The organism is Rhizobium sp. CCGE 510 (genome assembly GCF_000292525.1).
Classification (GTDB): Bacteria; Pseudomonadota; Alphaproteobacteria; order Rhizobiales; family Rhizobiaceae; genus Rhizobium.
In genome coordinates this window covers 1-670 of sequence record NZ_AEYF01000117.1, presented here as the reverse complement: position 1 = coordinate 670, position 670 = coordinate 1, and the positions used below count along the sequence as shown (strand labels likewise).

At 54.0% G+C, this 670-nt stretch carries 1 protein-coding gene; it reads right to left on the bottom strand.

The features are described from left to right. Positions 1 to 91: 91 nt before the first annotated feature. Positions 92 to 670 (bottom strand): CocE/NonD family hydrolase (locus tag RCCGE510_RS32735; protein WP_007638028.1); only part of this gene is annotated, 579 nt, incomplete at its 5' end.

The following is a 670-nucleotide window of genomic DNA, read 5'->3' as shown; positions in this document are numbered from 1 at the left end:
AATTCGCCTTCACACGCAGACCTGAAGTGCTAGCAGTTCTCGATTGTCGGGTTCGGCGCGTTCGGCGGGGTTGCACCGCTTCCATCATTGATCACGGTTCAACAACTGGGATGTCGATGTAGCACCCATCTACGCCGCGATGAAAACTGAGTTCTGGCGGCTCACCGTCGGCGGGTATATTGGCAAAACTGGTGCTCTCGCTACCCGCGAGAGATACCCTCAAACTGAAACCCGCTGGAATAAGCGCTGAAATCGGCAGCAAGGTGAATGTCATGATGGTTGGTTCACCTGGTGTGAGAGGCTCGGCATCGCGTTCGAGATAACTTTGCTGTGGTCCTAGAACGCTCAGTGGCGAGGCCGCCCACACCTTGCGATGTCGCGCGCGCAATTGACCTTCTGTAAGATAGTATGAAACTCGGTCCGGCCTCACTGCTTCGAGATAGACAAAGAAGAGTCCGTCCTCGCGTGTCGAGGTAATATTAAGCTGTACGACTGGATGTCCGGTGATCTCGACATCGTGCAGAAGCGGTTCGCTGGTATACGCGACGCGCTGCGCATCAAATTGCTGTCGATCTCCATATTCCACTACCCAAGTGCCGATGCCGCCGTTGGTATCCCATCTATTTGAGAGCACGTCACCTAATTCTCGGTCAACCAATAAGGGATCGAA